This window comes from Pseudomonadota bacterium (assembly GCA_026388255.1).
Lineage (GTDB): Bacteria > Desulfobacterota > Syntrophorhabdia > Syntrophorhabdales > Syntrophorhabdaceae > JAPLKB01.
In genome coordinates this window covers 18538-35979 of the sequence record JAPLKC010000083.1, presented here as the reverse complement: position 1 = coordinate 35979, position 17442 = coordinate 18538, and the positions used below count along the sequence as shown (strand labels likewise).

Here is a 17442-nt window from a genome sequence, read left to right as displayed (position 1 = left end):
TATCAATAAATATAAGACAAAAACTGCAGTTATAAAGGCTGTTGCCGCTTGGAGAAAAAAATAGATGCATCTTTTCCGGAAGATATATTTTTATATTTTTGCCTCATACCTGGTGGTCAATGTTCTATTTTTTTATATTATCCCTGTTAATTACCTGAACTCCGGTCAATGGTCATTTTGGCCCGGTTATCCTGTGAGAGATTTTATTGAAAGAAAAAGTGAAAGTATTTTTTCATTCTTGCTATTATTGGCAGCATCTTTGGTAATCCTTGGCATAATCCTTTATATTTCAATTAAACATTTCGTCAGGCCAATTAAGGAGATTATTAACGGGACAGAAACAATAGGAAAGGGAGATCTGACATACAGGATACAGGCTCGACCGAAAGACGAACTGAGTCTGCTTGCCAATTCTTTCAACATGATGGCCGAAGAGCTTCAGAAAACTACCGTCTCTAAGGCATATGCTGATAATATCATGAGTACAATGATCGATGCCTTGATTGTAATTGATCCTGATATGAAAATAAAAACGGTAAATAAAGGAACAATCGATCTTTTGGGATATAGCGAAAACGAACTTATCGGTAGCAACATCGAGATGGTTTTTGGATTTGGATATATTGATTCTCTTGAAGGGGTAAGGATGATAAGGCTTATCGAAAAGGGTGAAGCGAGAAATTATGAAATTCTTCTCCAGACAAGGGATGGAAGGCATGTGCCTGTACTTATAAACAGTTCCTCAATGAAAGATAATGATGAAAATGTAGACTGTTTTGTATGCACAATAACGGATATTACAAACCAGAAACTTGCCGAAGATGCGCTCAGAAGAGCAGAGGAAAAATACAGAAAGATATTTGAAGGCGCCCTGGAGGGCATATTCCAGGCTAAGCTTGACGGACATCTGATAAGTGCAAATCCTGCATTTGCACGTGTACTTGGGTATGATTCTCAGGAAGAACTTGTAAGTAATGTGGCAGATGTCTGGGAACAGATACATCCGGACCCGGCAGACCGGCATATATTTTCCCGTAATATCTTCGAAAAAGGAGAGGTGAGAAATCAGGAAACTCAAATCCGCCGAAGAGACGGAAGCTTAATCTGGTTGTCTATAAATGCGCAGATAGTGCGGGATAATGGAGGCAAGCCATTATACTGCGAAGGGGTTCTGGAAGACATAAGCAACAGAAAAAAGCTTGAAGCCGAGCTGTGCCAGGCGCAAAAAATGGAGGCTATCGGTACCCTTGCAGGCGGCATAGCCCATGATTTCAACAACCTGCTGATGGGTATACAGGGGTGTGCATCTCTGATGCTCCTCAATAAAGATATTTCTCATCCGGAGTATGAAAAGTTGAGAAGTATTGAGCAACAGGTACAGAGCGGCGCAGCTCTTACAAAACAACTGCTTGGATTTGCCAGAAGCGGGAGATACGAGATTAAGCCTGTCGCAATAAACGAAATACTGGAAAGAACTTCCGCTATGTTCAATAGAACACGAAAAGAGATTATCATCGAGAAAAAATTTTGGAAAGACCTTTGGGTTGTTGAAGCTGATCAAGGACAAATTGAACAAATACTTATCAACCTCTATGTTAATGCATGGCAGGCAATGCCGGGAGGTGGTACAATCTATCTTGAAACAGAAAATATAGTTCTCGACGAACACTATGTAACATCTTTTTCTATAAAACCCGGAAATTATGTAAAAATAACCGTGACTGATACAGGCATTGGCATGGATGAAAATACCAGGCAACGTATTTTCGAGCCTTTTTTTACAACCAAAGAAATGGGCCGGGGAACAGGTCTGGGTCTTGCAACGGTTTACGGCATAGTCAAAGGTCACGGGGGCATTATCGATGTATACAGCGAAAAGGGTTATGGCACTACGTTTAACATTTATTTGCCTGCCACAATGAAAAATATTACAGAAGAAAAGGCTGTTGTGCAACAAATTTTAAATGGAAACGAAACTGTTCTACTTGTGGATGATGAAGATATAATAATTGATGTAAGCAAGCAGATACTTGAAACGCTGGGCTATAAGGTGCTTGTTGCAAGAAGCGGACAGGAGGCTATAGATATCTATGAAAAACAAGGCGCACACATTGATGTTGTAATTCTGGACATGATCATGCCTGAGATGAACGGTGGGGAGATATTCGATGTTCTGAGGGCAATGAATTCAGATACAAAGATTATATTATCAAGTGGTTATAGCATGAACGACTTGACGACAAAGATAATGGAATGCGGCTGTCATGCCTTCATTCAGAAACCCTTCGGTATTGATCAACTCTCACAAAAGCTCAGAGGGATTCTGGATGGTTGATTTATAGGGAAACATGTCTTACATTTTATATTAAAACAGTTTTAAAAATTCAAATACTTTTATCATAATGAAAGATAAAAAAGCCTGCGCTGTTTATGAGTAGTTAAATATATGTAAAAAATAGAGGTGAAAAATATGACTGTTGAAAAATTGGAGTTTAAAACAGAAGTAAAGCAATTACTCGACCTGATGATCCATTCTCTTTATTCACACAAGGAAGTCTTTTTACGTGAGCTTATTTCCAATGCATCGGATGCAATAGACCGAGCCCAGTACGAATCACTGACAAACGGTGATATCCTTGAAAGCGAAAGTAATTGGAAGATCAAAATTATCCCTGATAAAGAAACCCGGACATTAACAGTGAGTGATAATGGTATTGGAATGACAAAAGATGAAATAATCCTGGCCCTTGGAACAATAGCCCATTCAGGGACAAAAGAATTTCTCGAAGCCCTGCAAAGCAAAGAACTAAAGGACAATCCGGAACTCATAGGCCAGTTCGGCGTAGGCTTCTACTCATCTTTCATGGTTGCCGATAAGGTTAGTGTTATCTCAAGGAAGGCAGGGACAAAGGATAAAAAAGGCGTCAAATGGGAGTCAACGGGTGACGGCACGTTTACCATTGAAGAGATTGAAAAAGAACAGAAAGGCACAGAAGTGATTCTCCACCTGACGAAAGAAGAAGAAAAATATTTCCAGAGCTGGGAGATACGTGGTGTTGTTAAACGGTATTCTGATTTTATCGGCCACCCCATCGTTATGGATGTCGAGCATGAGAAGGAAAGTGAACTCAAGAAAGGGGAAAAGTATAAGGTCAAAGAGGAAGAGACTCTCAACTCGATGAAAGCCCTATGGCTTAAAGATAAATCGGCAGTTACCGAAGAAGAGTATGCTGAATTTTACAAGCACCTTTCTCATGATCCTTCAAAGCCGGCAAATGTGATCCATTACAGAGCCGAAGGTGTATCCGAGTTCAGTACACTACTTTTTATACCTGCGAAGTCACCCTTTAACATTCTCTATAAAGACTTTCAAATGGGCCCGATGCTGTATGTCAAAAGGGTGCAGATAATGGAGCATTGCGAAGAACTGATACCTCCTTACCTGAGGTTTGTGAAGGGCGTAGTAGATTCTTCCGATCTTCCATTGAATATTTCCAGGGAGATGCTCCAGAACAACAGGCAGATTGATATCATTAAGACAAATATTACAAAGAAGGTTCTTGATGTATTAAGCGATATGAAAAAGGATGAATACGATAATTACCTTGTGTTCTATAAGGAATTTGGCAGGGTTTTAAAGGAGGGCATCCATTATGATTTTGCAAAGAGAGAAGCCGTTGCCGATCTGCTCCTTTTTCCGTCAACAAGTGCGCCGGAAGGCAGATTGAGGTCTTTTCAGGATTATTTAAATGATCTGAAGGAAGGCCAGAATGAAATTTACTATATAACAGGGACGACGCCCGGCGAGGCGCTTAAATCACCATATCTTGAAGCCTTTAAAGAGAAGGAATATGAGGTGCTTGTATTTCTGGATGATATAGATGATTTCATCTTCAGCGTATTTGAATACAAAGGAAAGATGCTGAAGTCTGTTGTTAAAGGAGACATAGACCTCGACAAGACAAAGAAGAAGGAGAAAGAATTAACAAAAAAGAAATATGATAAGCTCATAGATTTTATTAAAGATGCCTTGAAGGACGATGTGAAAGATGTCAGGTTCTCCGGAAGGCTCACAGACTCTGCCTGTTGTCTGGTTGCAGATGAGGGCGATATAGACCCGCAGATGGAAAATATATTGAAATCAATGGGTCAGGATGTACCTGAAAGGAAACCGGTGCTTGAAATAAATCCGGAACATCATGTCCTGACGGCAATAAACGACCTCTTTGAAAAGGATAAAACAGATAATACCCTCCAGAAATACATAGGACTTCTCTATGATCAGGCGCTTATATTGGAAGGTTCAAGGCCCAAAGACCCGACTGCCTTTGCCCATGCTATTTCAAAACTGATGATTGAAAACGTAGAAAAAAAGGGTGGGTAGGTAGATAAGCAAACCATTCCTGTGCATATGCGCAGGAATGGTTTATAAAAAACTTTTGCACGAACAATACTCTCGGTTGTTTGTTTGTCGGAAAAGCAGACAAGCTGAAACAATCCCCATCTCTTATGGACAAATGTTTTCGAATAGCACTCCCATCCGTGATCCAAGTGTAAGACTGATTTTTGGTCGTTTTTCTTTATATTCCTGAGCATTCAGTGTTTTCTCGCCTGTGCCGTCATACTCAATATAGGATAATACCTCGTAGGTTTTTCCCCGGCAATTGAGCTGAAGTTGTATCTTGAAATTATCCTGTTCTTCTCCTGCCCTTATTGTTTCAGTAATCCTTTGCCATACCTTGAGAACGCCTTTCTGGGGCGACTCAATACTTCCTTTATCATAGTAATACCTGCCAGATTCATCGGCATAATACAACTGCCAGCCCCCTCCCTTTGTCTGGGCAAAAACACTCATATCAGACAGCAAGATAAACATTACAGTTATGATGCCAAAAACAAAATATTTCATAAAAGTCTCCTTAGTTTAATCGGCGCTTTATCCATATTTTTGAACTTGGTGCTCTTGAAACTTTTAAAACCCTTTATAGAGAAAGTATAGCATAATTAAATTTTTAGTTGTCTGACATTTTATAATATGAGAAGATTTATTGCTATAAAATACGACAAACTTGGAAGACTGTTACAAGGCCTGGCTTTGCACGGCTCAATTTTGCCGAATTTCTCAAGAGGAGATGAAGCTTGAATAAACTGATAGGGATAAAGGTTGATGTAGACACTTATGCTGGCATGAGAAAAGGTGTGCCGGCTTTACTGGCTATTTTTAAAAAATATAACATTCATGCAAGTTTTTTTGTCCCTATGGGTAAAGACCATACAGGCTGGACAATAAAGAGGGTGTTCACAAGAAAAGGGTTTCTGAAAAAGGCAGGTAGAGTAGGTGTTGTAAGCACTTACGGGATAAAGACACTTCTTTATGGCTTGTTGCTGCCCGGACCAGAGATAGCGAGAAAAAATATATATCTACTTCATAAAATCATGGATGAAGGCCATGAATTGGGTATTCATGGCCATGACCATGTTTACTGGCATGATCACATAAAGTATCTCAACAAAGAAAAAACTTGGGAAGAGTTACAAAAGGCTTCTACCACATATCAGGAGATAATAAATAGGGATCCGCAGTCTTTTGCAGCACCGGGATGGATGACAAACCCCCATGCATTGCGTTTTTTTGAAGAAAATAATTTTGTTTATACAAGTAATGTCCGGGGAACATCGCCATTTTTTCCGGAAATGGGCAGAAAATCTTTTGGGATTCTTGAAATTCCAACCACACTCCCGACCCTTGACGAGGTCGTAGGCATTGCAGGCACTGAAATCATATCTCTTGGTAAATTCTACTTGAATGCCCTGACAGAAGGTCTGAACATTCTTACCGTTCATACGGAACTGGAAGGAAAAAAGTGGTCGCGTCTCCTTGAAATGTTTATCGAAGAAACACTTGAACTTGGCTATACATATAAAAGGATCATAGATATTGCAGTTGAGTTGAAAAACAATAAAAACATCCCAGTATGTGAAGCTGTATACGGGCAAATAGAAGGCAGGGCAGGCGAAGTATGCCTGCAAGCTTAAGTTTTGGACATTTCCCGGAAACTCTCGGAGATTACTGCTTGACATATCACATAGCCATGCTATTATTAATTTTATAAATGCTGTTAAAATAAATCAAGGAGGGTGATATGGCTGGGAGCGTGTATAAAATCATTGAGATAGTAGGGGTAAGCCCAAAATCGTGGGAAGATGCTGCAAAGATCGCCGTTGAAACTACCGGGAAATCACTTGAAGATTTACGTATTGCAGAGGTAATCAAGCAGGATGTGACAGTAGAAAATGGTAAGGTAACAAATTACCGTATAAGACTCAGCATCTCATTCAAGTATCACGCGGAAAAATAAGCTTACTTAAAAAAATGCTAAAAAAAGAGGGGACTTGAAGAAGTCCCCTCACATTTTTTAATACATGTCGCCCATGCCGCCCATGCCGCCCATGCCGCCCGGAGGCATCATAGGCATCGAGCCTTTGTCTTTGGGTCTTTCGGCAATCATTGCATCGGTTGTGAGCATCAGAGATGCGACTGATGCAGCATTCTGCAGTGCTGATCTTGCCACTTTTGTCGGGTCGATAATACCGACTGCCATCATATCGTCAACAAAGATTTCCTTGGCTGCATCAAAGCCAAAGCTACCCTTACCATTTTTTACTTTCTCGATTATAATCGAGCCGTCATGACCTGCGTTGTTTGCAATCCATCTTAACGGTTCTTCAAGGGCCTTCTTTATGATTTTTACGCCAAGCTCCTGCGCCCCTTCTTCAACTTTAAGTTTGTCAAGTTTCGGGATGCATCTTAGGAATGCAACGCCACCGCCCGGTACAATACCTTCTTCTACTGCCGCTTTTGTTGCATGAAGGGCATCTTCTACGCGGGCTTTCTTTTCTTTCATCTCTGTTTCTGTTGCAGCTCCAACATTGATAATAGCCACTCCGCCGACAATCTTTGCCAGCCTTTCCTGGAGCTTTTCCCTGTCATAGTCGGAGGTTGTCTCTTCAATTTGAGCTCTTATCTGTTTTACCCTTCCCTCGATCTCTTTCCTGTCGCCTGCACCGTCCACTATTGTCGTGTTATCCTTATCGATAACTATCCGCTTTGCAGAACCGAGGTCTTTTAGAGAAATGGTTTCAAGCTTGATCCCGAGTTCTTCCGAAATCATTTGTCCACCGGTAAGAATTGCGATATCTTCAAGCATTGCCTTTCTCCTGTCGCCAAAACCAGGGGCTTTAACAGCAACAACTTTTAAAGTGCCTCTCAGTTTGTTCACAACCAGTGTTGCCAATGCTTCGCCCTCAATGTCTTCGGAGATAATCATAAGAGGTTTTCCCATCTTTGCAACCTGTTCAAGGATAGGAAGAAGATCCTTCATAGAGCTTATTTTCTTCTCGTTAATAAGGATCGCCGGATCATCCATAACAACTTCCATCTTTTCGGGGTTTGTTACAAAATACGGGGAGATATAGCCTTTATCAAACTGCATACCTTCAACGATTTCAAGGGTGGTCTCCATTCCCTTTGCTTCTTCTACTGTGATAACCCCTTCTTTTCCAACCTTTTCCATAGCCTCAGCTATGATCTTACCGATCTCCACATCGTTATTCGCCGATATTGTTCCTACCTGAGCAATCTCTTTCTGGTCCTGGGTAGGCTTGGAGATTTTTTTCAGTTCTTCAATGATTACTGCAACAGCCTTTTCAATGCCTCTTTTCAACTCCATCGGGTTATGGCCTGCAGCGACAAGTTTTGCTCCTTCCCGGTATATTGCCTGGGCAAGGACAGTTGCGGTAGTTGTACCGTCGCCTGCTACATCGCTTGTCTTGCTTGCAACTTCTTTTACCATCTGGGCGCCCATATTCTCAAATTTGTCTTCAAGCTCAATCTCTTTTGCAACGGTAACGCCATCTTTTGTAACTGTCGGGGACCCGAAAGACCTGTCCAGTATTACATTCCTGCCCTTAGGTCCAAGGGTCACCCTTACTGCATCTGCAAGGGTATTAACACCCTTTAAAAGCGACTCTCTTACAGCCTGATCGTATCTTATCTCTTTTGCCATCCTATTTCTCCTTTCTTAATCTTCTTCAATTGCGAGGATATCATCTTCTCTTAATATCAGATGTTCTTCGCCATCGACTTTAATTTCTGTGCCTGAGTATTTGCCGAAAAGTATCTTGTCGCCAACCTTTACTGTCAGAGGGGCCTTTGTGCCGTTCTCCAGTGTTTTGCCGTCGCCTACAGCTATAACCTTACCTTCCTGAGGCTTCTCTTTTGCTGCATCCGGGATTATAATACCCCCTTTTGTCTTTTCCTCTTCTTCGATCCTCTTTATAAGGACCCTGTCTTGCAATGGTCTAATCTTCATTGTATCACACTCCCTTCGTAAAATTTGATTTTTGGCAATTGCCACGAATGATTGCTAAACATAATATAAGGATATAAAGGCCTTTTTGTCAATACCGCTTGCTAAATTTTTAACAATAAATTTATACCTTTTTTGTATAGCGCTGAAAACCGCTCATTTTCTTTTCTATTTGCGTCCTTGTCAAGACTGATTGATGAGAAGATGCTTTCCTTATCGATAGTAACGCCATACTCTGTTTCTGCCTGTACGTAGAGTCTGTCTATCATTCCTGACAGCATAATATCCTTTCTTTCATCACAAAGCCACACAGACCACCATTTATCGTATGTACTCTTAATTGTTTTGGTACGTTTATCATAATATCTTGAGAGAGCCGGAAGCCATTCTGAAATATATTCCTTTGATTTATCAAAAATATCTTCTACAAAAGGATAGCGCTCAGCAATATCCATCTCGACCCTTATTTTTTTTACAAAACCATCTATTATGCTTATTGCCCCGTGTTTTTTTGAGTAAACATTGTCTTTCATGGCATCCCATACTTCTATAACAGGGTAAGCCTCCATATTTTTTTCAGAGTAGTTGATTGATTCCAGATTTTCAAGAGCCTGTTTACTTTTTTTCGGTACTCCGTACAGAAGTAAACCAAGTAAATCAGATACGACATGAAACAACAACGACCTGTTTTGCGGCCTCTTGAGAGGAAACATAAAACAGATAAATTCGTTTAACTCCAGTGCTTCAACAAGGTGGTCCCTCCTGGATTTCGGTTCCATGTACTTTACTGCATCTATAGCAAGGGTGATTGTCGACATGGCGAGAATATCATCTTCATCTTTTACAAACTCTATTACATCAAGGATATGCCTCCTCGGCAGCATTAAATTCCTTCCTTTTTCAGTTCTTCAAAAAGAGATTTCTGTTTGTCAGTCAGTTTTTTTGGTATATTGATGATTACTTCCACATACTGATCCCCTGCGCTGTCTTTTTTTAAATCCGGCACACCAAGACCTTTAAGCCGTACCTTTGAATGGCTTTGCACCCCCGGCGGGATTGTTACACGCTTGGGACCGTTAATTGAAGGAACCTCAATGCTGGTACCGAGTAATGCATCGGTAAGTTTTATTTCTTTTGTTACATAGAGATCTTCGCCGGATCTTTTGAACACAGGATGTTCCCCGACTTTTATTGTGACGTAAAGGTCCCCCTTTCTACCTGTATAGGGGTCTGTGCCACCCTTGCCTTGAAGTCTTAATTTCTTGCCCGTAGAGATGCCTTTCGGGACCTTTACGTTTACATCTTCTGAGCCGTGCTGGGTTGTGAAGGAAATCCTTTTTTCGCTTCCATGTATTGCATCCATAAAAGGGATTTCCAGTTCATAGTTGAGATCTAAATTTGTTGACGGCTCACGTTCTCTGGTGATGTAGTCGCCAAAGTCCCGCGTCTGTGACCTCTGTCTTCCACCCCTGCCTCCCTGCTTACCAAAGATGGTACTGAAGATATCTCCGCCCCCGAAACCCAAGTCCTTAAACAGATCCCCCATGTTAAATTCCCTGAAAATGTCCTCTTCTGAATGGCTTTGTTGAAAACCGCCCATACCAAGAGTATCGTACTGGTTCCTCTTCTTCGGATCACTTAATACTGCATAGGCCTCACTGATCTCCTTAAATTTTTCCTCAGCGGGTTTGTCCCCAGGATTTCTATCCGGATGGTATTTCAGGGCAAGTTTTCTGTATGCCTTCTTCATTTCCTCTTCCGATGCTGTTTTTGCAACTCCAAGGGTTTCATAATAATCTTTTTTTCTTGCCATACCTGTCACCACCTATTATGATTTGTTTTGCAAATCAATTTTAGATTGTTAATTGCTAATCGTAAACACATCTTTTTATCTTTTTTAAGAATATCAGTTTAAGATCAGCACAATTTTGCTACATATGTTCCTTTTTTATACCCCGCTGCCTTAGAAACGGCAGGACATTTTACTTTCATAATATGAATAACAGATCTTTCAGACTGATACTCCGAGATCGTTTCATAGTTACCCATGCCTTTGGCAATTACCACTGCGTCTGTCTCCCACAAATCTTTTAACTTTCCTTTCATCTCCTCGAGTCTAATACCTACTTCATCAGTGCAAGTAGATATAATATTATCGAACAATTTTACAAATTCAAACTTTAAGGCATCCGGCATTGACAGATCATTTTGCACAGGATGTTCTTTTACAGCGTAGTATACGTGTTTCCCCATGCTTTCAAGAAATTCTGCAAGGGGTATGTCAAAAACAAAATCACCAACATTGTCACCAAGTATCAAAACATCTTTTCCTTTAATATAAATCTCATTTTCAATTTTATCCATATCACCGGAAAAAATAAATCCCTTCATGTCAAAACCACATGCATCGTCTGTAAAAAAGTCCAGAGAATTTCCCAGGGCTGACAATTTAATTACACCTTCCAAAGAATCGGAAAACCTGTCTGCCAATTGTTCAAAAGCCTTCCTTGCTAACCTCAGCTCCTTCTCTTTTAAAAAAACATAGGGATCATAAACACCTGTTGCATTTTTAATGTATCTAAGTATTTCGTTCGCAATTCCGGGTGGAGATTTTCCCTCTTTAAACAGTTTTTCGATTATAGCGCAGCAATGTGAATAAGTGTTCCTATTATAACCATATGATAGTTGTAAGGTTTTTTCTGCAAGCCTACTGAGGCAGTCGATACAGTATTCAATCGCCTTCATAATATTTACGGTATAAGATACACTCAAACCTTAGGGAATGCAAATTGATCTGACAGGACGAATAAATAAGAAATAAAAAAGGGAGCTGGCATGCTCCCTTTTTTATTTCATTTAACAGTTTTATTACTTATTCAATTTAACTTTGAATTTTTCTATCAGCTTTGGTACAACCTGCTTATAGTCGCCTACAATTCCATATGTTGCATTTTTAAAAATAGGCGCTTCCGGATCTTTATTGATTGCCACTATACAGTCTGCTGTTCTCATGCCTGCAAGGTGCTGGATAGCACCTGAGATACCGCAGGCGATATATATTTTTGGTTTTACTGTCTTGCCTGTCTGTCCGACCTGCTGTTCCTGGGATATCCAGCCTGAGTCGACGGCTGCGCGGGATGCCCCTACCGCTCCGCCGATCATAGCTGCAAGTTCTTTAATAATTTTAAATCCATCTTCATTCCCGAGACCCCTGCCTCCGGATACGATAATATCTGCCTCAACAAGGTTTATCGCAACTTCGGACTTATTAAACTCAAGGATTTTGGTATTTAAATCACTTTCTTCAACAGAAAAGGCTTCTTTAACTACTTCACCGGACTTTGAATCATCTTTTTCCGGCATTGCAAATGCTTTTGGTCTTACTGTAACAATCTGCGGTTTTGCCTTTTCATTTACAACTGTAACTGAATAGTTACCGCCAAAGGCTGCTCTGGTCATTTTTACCTGACCGCCTTCTACCTTAAGATCAATACTATCTGTGCAAAGACCCATTCCAAGCTGTGCTGCACTTGCTGCTGCAACATCCGTACCCTGTGTTGTTGCCCTGAAGAGAGCAGCTTCCGGTTTATATTTATCAAGCAGAAAGGTTACCACCTTTGCATAAGCCTCTGACCTGAAACCTTTGAAAACCTCGCCTTCAACAGCGAACACCTTTGAGGCGCCATAAAAGAATGCTTCCTTGGCAATATTATCAACGTTTTCGCCAATTGCGAAGGCGCACACGTTTGAGCCCAGATCATTGGCCATTGCCTTTCCGATGCCCAGTAACTCAAATGACAACGGTGCTATGCCACCGTCTTTATGTTCTATGTATACCCATACATCGTTAGCCATTGTCTTTCCTCCTCCAGGTTATTTTATGACTTTCATGTCAATTAGTTTGTCGGTCACGATGTTAGCGACGTCTTCGATCTCACCCTTAAGGATTTCTCCTGCTCCCCTTGGAGGCGGTACGGTGATCTCCACAACCTTTGTAGAGGAACCTGCTGTTCCGACTTTGCCTTTATCAATACCTAAGTCATCTGCATTCCACTGAGGTATCTCAATCTTCGCAGCCTTTCTGATGCCCATAAGATTCGGGAGCCGAGGCTCGTTAATCCCTTTGATAACAGAGACAACGGCCGGCAATTTTGCCTCTACGACTTCAGTGCCGCCTTCAATTACCCTTTCAACGACTATTTTTTTATTTGCTGCATCAATCTGACGTATTTTAGAAACATATGTCAGAGGGCTATATCCGAGGATAGAAGCTATCTCTGCGCCTACAACACCGGTACTCCCGTCAGTGGACTGTTTTCCGCAGAAGATGAGATCCACGTCTCCAATCTTCTTGATTCCGGCAGCAAGCACCGAGGCAGTTCCGAACGTGTCGGAGCCTGCAAATGCGTCATCGGTAAGGCGATATACTTCGTTTGCAGTTAATGCAAGGGCATTCCTCAGTACATCATTTGCCTTTTCCGGACCCATGCTGATAGCCACGATGTCTCCATCATAGTTTTCCCTTGTGAGTAACGCTTCTTCAAAGGCAAATTCGTCAAAGGGGTTTGGTATTGTATCAATGCTGTCTCTCTTGAGTGTCCCCTTCGGTATATCCCACTTGATTTCAGCTTCTGTATCAGGAACCTGTTTTATACATACAACTATCTTCACAGTATCCTCCTTATTATTATTGTATTATTCACCTGTAAAGGTGGCTTTTCTCTTTTCAACGAATGCTGTCATGCCTTCTTTCTGGTCTTTTGTGCCGAAACACAGACCAAAATCCTTTGCCTCCAGCATTAATGCCGAATCCATATCGAGGAATAAACTCTTATTTATACATTCCTTTGCAAGACCGATAGAGATAGGCCCATTTGCTTTGATTTTTTCTGCAAGGGCCATTACCTCCTTCATCAATTCCTCATGGGGAACGACTTTATTAACAAGACCCAATTCATAGGCTTCCTGTGCCGAGATTGTTTTACCGGTAAATATCAATTCCTTTGTCTTTGCCAATCCGATAAGTTTTGCCGTTCTCTGTGTTCCTCCAAAACCGGGGAATATCCCCAGTGTTGTTTCAGGGAAACCGACTTTGGCTTTATCGGAAGCATAAATAAAATCACAGGCAAGCGCTACTTCAAATCCTCCGCCAAGGGCGTATCCGTTTACAGCGGCAATAACCGGTTTACTCATGTTTTCCAGCTTGGAAAAAGCTTCATGGCCATTATGGGAAAAGGCCATGCCTTCCAGGGCAGTCATAGGCTTCATCTCAAGGATGTCAGCGCCTGCAATAAACGCCTTATCTCCTTCGCCGGTAAGAATAACAACTCTTATATCTCTATTTTCATTTAATGATTCTGCCGCCAGTTTTATCTCATTCACTGTTTCAGAGTTCAGGGCATTCAAAGCCTTTGGCCTGTTTATCTTAACAATTGCAATGCCATCTTTTATATCAATTATTAAGTTTTTATATTCCATGGCCATTACCTCTCGCACTCGAAGATTGCAGCCAATCCCATGCCACCGCCGATACACATAGAAACAAGCCCATACCTTAACCCGAGCCTTCTCATCTGGTATAGTGCTGTTGTAACAAGTCTTGCGCCGGTGCATCCGATGGGATGGCCAAGGGAGATGCCTCCTCCGAACATGTTGCATTTATCAGGGTTAACTTTCAGTTCCCTCATGCAGGAGAGTGCCTGGACTGAAAAGGCTTCATTCAATTCGATAAGGTCAATCTGATCAAGCGTCAGGCCTGCTTTTTTTAAGGCTTTACGCACTGCGGGAACGGGTCCGAGCCCCATGTACTGAGGATCTACACCGCCGGTTGCCCATGATAGCATTTTAGCCATAGGTTTAATACCCAGTTCATTTGCCTTATCGCGGGACATGATTACTGCTGCCGAAGCTGCATCATTGAGGCCTGACGCGTTTCCTGCTGTAACTGTTCCGCCTTTTTTAAATGCCGTGGGAATCTTTGCCATTTTTTCCAGAGTTGTGTCCATAGGTCTTTCGTCCGTGCTGAAAATAATTGGGTCGCCTTTTTTCTGAGGAATCACAACCGGGACAATTTCATCTTTAAACAGACCTTCTTTAATGGCCTTCATTGCCCTCTGATGGCTTACAAGACTGAATGTATCCTGCTCTTCCCTTGTGATACCGAATTTTTCAGCGATATTTTCTGCTGTCATGCCCATGTGATATCCGTAGAAAATTTCCCAAACACCATCGAGAACCATGAGGTCGATTGCCTTTGTGTCAAACATCCTGGCGCCGGTACGCAAAGAAGGCATAGCGTATGGTGCAAGGCTCATGTTTTCCATTCCACCGGCCACCACAACTTCATTGTCGCCACATTCAATGGACCGTATACCATTAATAATTGTTCTTAACCCGGAGGAGCATACCTTGTTGAGCGTATATGCCGGTGTTTCTTTCGGCATTCCACCGCGTATGCTTGCCTGTCTTCCGGAATTCTGGCCTAATCCTCCCTGAAGAACATTGCCCATGATTACTTCATCAATCTCTACCTCTTTCAGGCTGCTGTCAAAATCGTAATATTTTGATTCCAGTTCTGTTTCTGTTTTGCCTTCGAAAATATCAGGCGCAAACTCCTTATCCTTGTTCCTTGACGGCCTGATTCCTGCCCTTTTTACAGCTTCTTTAATTGCAATACCGCCAAGTTCTACAACAGGCACATCTTTTAATGACTGACCGAATTGACCTATTGCAGTTCTCGCGCATGAAACTATTACCGCATCTTTCATAAATCACTCCTTTTTTAAATCATTTGATAATTATTTCACAAACATTTAATATGAAATGCATAAATTTGTCAATCATTTTTTAGACGATTTGTATCTGTAATAACATCATTTTTTAGATGATTAGATACTGTTGGCAGGATTTGCCGATAAGTCATACTATTTCAAAAATAGAACCTCATTGGTAAACCCCGATATGGTTAAGTTGCTCTTCCGTCATGTACCTTTGATTAAACCGGTATTCTCCGGCTTTGCCGTGGAGATAAGTGATTAATGTATTGTTATATATAGTTGCCGTTTTATAATGGCTTTTTTGGGCATAATATCAAAATAAAGACCTTAATGTTCTGCCGGATGTTATAAAAAGTAAATTAAGCTTTGGTATATTGATGACGGCCGAAAGAGGGAGATAAGACTCATTAAATTAGGAAGTGCTTTAAAAACTTTTGTCAGAAAATAAAAGACGGACATACTTCATATCTTTATGGTATTCTTATTAAAAGAGGCTGCAAGGAGGTGGGCGATGAAAACAAAGTTGAAAATGATTTATTGGAAAGGTGAAAAATTCTGGGTTGGCAAACTGCTTGAGCATCCAGAAATAATGACCCAGGGAGAAACCCTCGAAGAACTCGAAAAAAACATGAAAGATGCCTATATGCTTATGGCTATGGAAGATGTACCTGAAAATCACGAAGTCATAGAACTTGCCTTGAACGTATGAAGAGAAAGGAAACTGATAAAAAAAATCACTGCTGCCGGGTGTGTGCTCGTAAGGCACGGTGACCGGCATGATTTATATAGAAATCCTAAAACCGGCAAAAAACAGCCTGTCCCGAGGCATGTTGAAATAGATGAGAATCTGGCAAGGCATATAATAAAGGAATTGGCATAAACAAGCGGTGCAGCCAATCGCCCAAACCGTGGTCCCTGACTGATCCTTGTGTTATCATCTCTTTGACATGTTAACGATTTATCTTTAAGAACCTTCAAACATTATAGCTTGTAGATGCAAAAATAAGAGAAGCGCTTTCGGCGATTACTTTTTCAGCCTGAAAATACGGTTCGGATTCTCGAAGCCTATTTTGTAAGCCAGGTCATGGGGAAGAAGAGAAAGAAAATGGAAAGTAGCTTCGAGCCTTGAAGGTGATGAGTAACCGATTCCAGGCGCGGAGAAGAATTCATCGCTCCCGATAATAAAACGGTCAGGGAATTTCCTGATAAAGTCCAGCCATTCCGGTTTTAAACCATTTTCATCCATGGGCCTGTTTCCAGGTAGGCTGTCCCTGCCGATTTTTATGCTCATAAAAAGGTTTGGATGCTTTGTAAGGAGTTCCGACATTAACAACACAGTCCTGTCCCCTGTGTTGTCCCAGCCTGCGTGCGCCCAGATAATTTTTGTGCTGCGATTATGGGCAAGAAGTCTTTCAAAAGCCTCAATATTTGGTCGGAGCAGCTTTGGATTATTCGACGATTTTAATCTTGCGGGCACAGCCATCTCCCTGGAAACAGCCTCCATGTGAATATCTATCACCATCCCATGTTTTGCCGCAATATCTGAGAGAAAAAAGAAAAGAGGGTGATCCGGGGGCGTGCTCTGGTAAGGATGCCTGTCGCCGAGAGAAAGATGCTCTGCCGACATTTCTCCAAACCCCACAGCGCCCGAAGATATGATCTTTGTTGTTATTTCCTCGAATTCTTTCCGAATCTCCTCTGTTAACCTTCCCTCGTGAAAAGAGCGGTTAATGATAACATTCAGTGTTCCCCCGCCTCCCATGAATGCAAATCGATCAGGATATTTTTTCAATGTACTGATGAAATCGCCAATGTCATAGAAAAAGGGCTGGCCATAGGCAAAAGGGTGCGGCAGTATTACTGCCGTTTGAATACCAAAAGCGTCCATTCTCGAAAGGGCCGTTTTTGCAGCACCTTCATAATCGTGATTCATGCCCGATCGTGAGGGGGATTGTCCTAAAAGATGGTTATGTGCATCGATATACTGGAAAGAGAGGTTTTTGCTTTTTAAGTCTGCTGAGAGTGTTTCTGCATTGCAGGCAAAACCGTTTAAAAATAGTTGTATCAGAACGAAGAAGATTATTTGAAGGGAAGAAAGATAAAGTTTCATAACAAGTCTTTAATATTGTCCTTAATTGGACAATCATTTTCAAGTGAAATTTACAGATAAGGGACATGATGTGGACGAGGCAATGGGTGAGTTGACAAGCTATAACCGAAGACCCGAAAACCTATCAGACGTAATTACATTCACATTGAATGTAATTACTCAAATCTCCGCAAAGTCTTATCCTGCC

At 41.4% G+C, this 17442-nt stretch carries 17 protein-coding genes; 6 read left to right on the top strand and 11 right to left on the bottom strand.

The features are described from left to right. The first annotated feature begins 238 nt into the window (after positions 1-238). Entirely contained in the window at positions 239-2335 is a 2097-nt protein-coding gene (locus NT178_10265; protein ID MCX5812911.1) for a PAS domain S-box protein, read from the top strand. A gap of 135 nt (positions 2336-2470) precedes the next feature. Next, on the top strand, positions 2471-4384 hold the full coding sequence (gene htpG, locus NT178_10260; GenBank protein MCX5812910.1) for a molecular chaperone HtpG: 1914 nt from the start codon (positions 2471-2473) through the stop codon (positions 4382-4384). 123 nt (positions 4385-4507) lie between these two features. Here the strand turns inward: htpG and NT178_10255 are convergent, their stop codons facing one another. Next, positions 4508-4909: a hypothetical protein gene (locus NT178_10255; protein MCX5812909.1), complete on the bottom strand. Its 402-nt coding sequence runs from the start codon at positions 4907-4909 to the stop codon at positions 4508-4510. Between the two features lie 230 nt (positions 4910-5139). Between NT178_10255 and NT178_10250 the strand changes: the two genes are divergently transcribed. Continuing rightward, the gene (locus tag NT178_10250) at positions 5140-6036 is read left to right on the top strand and encodes a polysaccharide deacetylase family protein (GenBank protein MCX5812908.1); all 897 of its coding nucleotides are present in this window, start codon (positions 5140-5142) and stop codon (positions 6034-6036) included. Positions 6037-6143: 107 nt separating this feature from the next. Further along, the gene (locus tag NT178_10245; GenBank protein MCX5812907.1) at positions 6144-6359 is read left to right on the top strand and encodes a dodecin family protein; all 216 of its coding nucleotides are present in this window, start codon (positions 6144-6146) and stop codon (positions 6357-6359) included. Positions 6360-6416: 57 nt separating this feature from the next. On the opposite strand, the gene groL is transcribed toward NT178_10245, so the two are convergent. From groL to NT178_10200, 9 genes are all read right to left on the bottom strand, one after another. Next, positions 6417-8066 carry a chaperonin GroEL gene (gene groL / locus NT178_10240; protein ID MCX5812906.1) on the bottom strand — a complete coding sequence of 550 codons (1650 nt, stop codon included), beginning with the start codon at positions 8064-8066 and terminating at the stop codon, positions 6417-6419. Positions 8067-8081: 15 nt separating this feature from the next. After that, positions 8082-8372, bottom strand: coding sequence for a co-chaperone GroES (gene groES / locus NT178_10235; protein ID MCX5812905.1), 291 nt, complete (start codon positions 8370-8372; stop codon positions 8082-8084). Between the two features lie 101 nt (positions 8373-8473). Then, positions 8474-9253 carry a hypothetical protein gene (locus tag NT178_10230; GenBank protein MCX5812904.1) on the bottom strand — a complete coding sequence of 260 codons (780 nt, stop codon included), beginning with the start codon at positions 9251-9253 and terminating at the stop codon, positions 8474-8476. After that, the gene (locus NT178_10225) at positions 9253-10182 is read right to left on the bottom strand and encodes a DnaJ domain-containing protein (GenBank protein ID MCX5812903.1); all 930 of its coding nucleotides are present in this window, start codon (positions 10180-10182) and stop codon (positions 9253-9255) included. The genes NT178_10230 and NT178_10225 overlap by 1 nt, the downstream gene beginning before the upstream one ends. A 104-nt stretch (positions 10183-10286) precedes the next feature. Then, complete coding sequence (locus tag NT178_10220) at positions 10287-11114, bottom strand: ARMT1-like domain-containing protein (GenBank protein ID MCX5812902.1); 828 nt, start codon at positions 11112-11114, stop codon at positions 10287-10289. 123 nt (positions 11115-11237) lie between these two features. Beyond that, entirely contained in the window at positions 11238-12224 is a 987-nt protein-coding gene (locus NT178_10215; GenBank protein ID MCX5812901.1) for an electron transfer flavoprotein subunit alpha/FixB family protein, read from the bottom strand. 18 nt (positions 12225-12242) lie between these two features. Next, on the bottom strand, positions 12243-13040 hold the full coding sequence (locus NT178_10210) for an electron transfer flavoprotein subunit beta/FixA family protein (protein MCX5812900.1): 798 nt from the start codon (positions 13038-13040) through the stop codon (positions 12243-12245). A gap of 24 nt (positions 13041-13064) precedes the next feature. Further along, entirely contained in the window at positions 13065-13847 is a 783-nt protein-coding gene (locus NT178_10205) for an enoyl-CoA hydratase-related protein (GenBank protein MCX5812899.1), read from the bottom strand. A 5-nt stretch (positions 13848-13852) separates the two neighbouring features. Continuing rightward, positions 13853-15136, bottom strand: coding sequence for an acetyl-CoA C-acetyltransferase (locus NT178_10200; GenBank protein MCX5812898.1), 1284 nt, complete (start codon positions 15134-15136; stop codon positions 13853-13855). Positions 15137-15656: 520 nt separating this feature from the next. On the opposite strand from NT178_10200, the gene NT178_10195 reads away from it, so the two are divergent. Beyond that, positions 15657-15854, top strand: coding sequence for a type II toxin-antitoxin system HicB family antitoxin (locus NT178_10195; GenBank protein ID MCX5812897.1), 198 nt, complete (start codon positions 15657-15659; stop codon positions 15852-15854). A 12-nt stretch (positions 15855-15866) separates the two neighbouring features. After that, entirely contained in the window at positions 15867-16025 is a 159-nt protein-coding gene (locus tag NT178_10190) for a type II toxin-antitoxin system HicA family toxin (GenBank protein ID MCX5812896.1), read from the top strand. Positions 16026-16169: 144 nt separating this feature from the next. Here NT178_10190 and NT178_10185 read toward each other — a convergent pair whose 3' ends face one another. Then, positions 16170-17255, bottom strand: coding sequence for an amidohydrolase family protein (locus tag NT178_10185; protein ID MCX5812895.1), 1086 nt, complete (start codon positions 17253-17255; stop codon positions 16170-16172). Positions 17256-17442 lie beyond the last annotated feature (187 nt).